The organism is Stenotrophomonas maltophilia group sp. RNC7 (assembly GCF_030910085.1).
GTDB classification, from domain to species: Bacteria; Pseudomonadota; Gammaproteobacteria; order Xanthomonadales; family Xanthomonadaceae; genus Stenotrophomonas; species Stenotrophomonas sepilia.
Map to the genome: position 1 here is coordinate 1 of NZ_JAVFVN010000807.1, position 1,348 is coordinate 1,348.

The window sequence follows — 1,348 nt, forward strand, 5'->3', positions numbered from 1 at the left end:
CCTGATTCACAAGGCGTCTTTGGAAGTAATTTACAACATTCCGAACCGACGCGGAGATGGCCATGTCATCGAACTCTCCGCAAGGAGAGCAGCATGAACCCTGTTTCCAACATTACTCCGTCGGAAGCAGTCGACGTCCGAGCCGCCTTCGCGGCCTACCTCAGCGATGAATCCGTTCGGCATGTGCCGGAAATTCCTTTTGGCGGCACAACTGGCGACCTCAAAACGGATCAACGGTTATGCACGTTCGCTTTCAACGCCAAGGGTTCTCCAGATCCCGTTGCCTACCTTCGCGACATCGCTCGGGCTCTCATGGATCGGGCGGTCGAGCGACGATCACGTGAAATCTGGGCCGAGAAATGCCTAGTCCGCATCGCGGAATGGTTGGCTTTCGAAAACACTGACGGCTCGCCCAGATTTGGAGACACCGCATGACCGCTGACGTTCCAAATCCACGCGTTCAAACAGCGGCCTTGTGGTTGGCAACAACGCCGGATCACGAGAAACCACGCCCGGTCATGCCGAAGCTTCGCCAGCGGTTCGCTCTGACTGCTCTGGAAGCATCTCTGGCAATGGCAGAAGCGGCATTAATTCGAGCACGGACTGGTTGAAATGGAAAAGGCCAGTCCCTCCACAAGGACCGGCCTATCAACCACCTGTCGTTCAAGAGGGAGAGCCCTCAAACAACAACCGGAGCATATCACAATGCTGGTAAAAGACCAACAAAAACAGAGCCGTCAGGCGCTTGAAGCGATGCTAGGCAGTGACCTTTTTGCGCATACATTAGCGCTTTCCATGGCGGCGGTTTGTATTGCCGAAACGACGGATCAACCCGTCAGCGGCCATTTCACGGAGACGCTTCGCTCTGCCATTTGTGGAGAACTATTCGCGTCAGGAATGACGAACGCCGAAGCTTCAAATTGGTTTTCGACGTTGATGGATCGCGTCGCGCCATTCACGGCTGAAATTGGCGCTTCAATGCATGCTGCAGCAGCCCAAACGATGGCCGAGCAGGGACGTGTGCAATGAGCGAAAAGAGGAAAACACCTCAGAAATGGACTGCGCGGAAAATTGGGCAGATTGGTTTCTGGACTGGTAGGGGACGTTCCTCTCGCGAGATTGCTGAGCTTCTCGATGATGGCACCGACCCCGCAACAATCCGGGCCGTCTGGTATCGCTGGCACCTGCCACGCCGTAGCAGGGCTCAAAAGGCGGTCTATGTGACCATTCCTATGTCTTACGAGCAACGCCACCTGATCAACAATAGAGCAAAGCGGCTGAAAATCCCGCCAGAAAAATTCATTCTGGACACGGCATATCACGCCGCCAAGGGTGATCTATATCGGGC

At 55.0% G+C, this 1,348-nt stretch carries 3 protein-coding genes; all 3 read left to right on the plus strand.

Translation table 11 applies throughout. From position 1 onward, the window contains the following. Positions 1-93: 93 nt before the first annotated feature. On the plus strand, positions 94-435 hold the full coding sequence (locus tag RCF13_RS19375) for a hypothetical protein (RefSeq protein WP_308141466.1): 342 nt from the start codon (positions 94-96) through the stop codon (positions 433-435). A 270-nt stretch (positions 436-705) separates the two neighbouring features. Further along, positions 706-1,029: a hypothetical protein gene (locus tag RCF13_RS19380; protein ID WP_308141467.1), complete on the plus strand. Its 324-nt coding sequence runs from the start codon at positions 706-708 to the stop codon at positions 1,027-1,029. Further along, positions 1,026-1,348, plus strand: a 323-nt coding sequence (locus tag RCF13_RS19385; protein WP_308141468.1) for a hypothetical protein, incomplete at its 3' end; no start/stop codon positions are given. The genes RCF13_RS19380 and RCF13_RS19385, both read left to right, overlap by 4 nt.

What these genes read in the sequence shown, in the direction of transcription:
- RCF13_RS19375 (WP_308141466.1), top strand. Translation starts at nt 94, where the DNA reads ATGAACCCTGTTTCCAACATTACTCCGTCGGAAGCAGTCGACGTCCGA.
- RCF13_RS19380 (WP_308141467.1), top strand. Translation starts at nt 706, where the DNA reads ATGCTGGTAAAAGACCAACAAAAACAGAGCCGTCAGGCGCTTGAAGCG.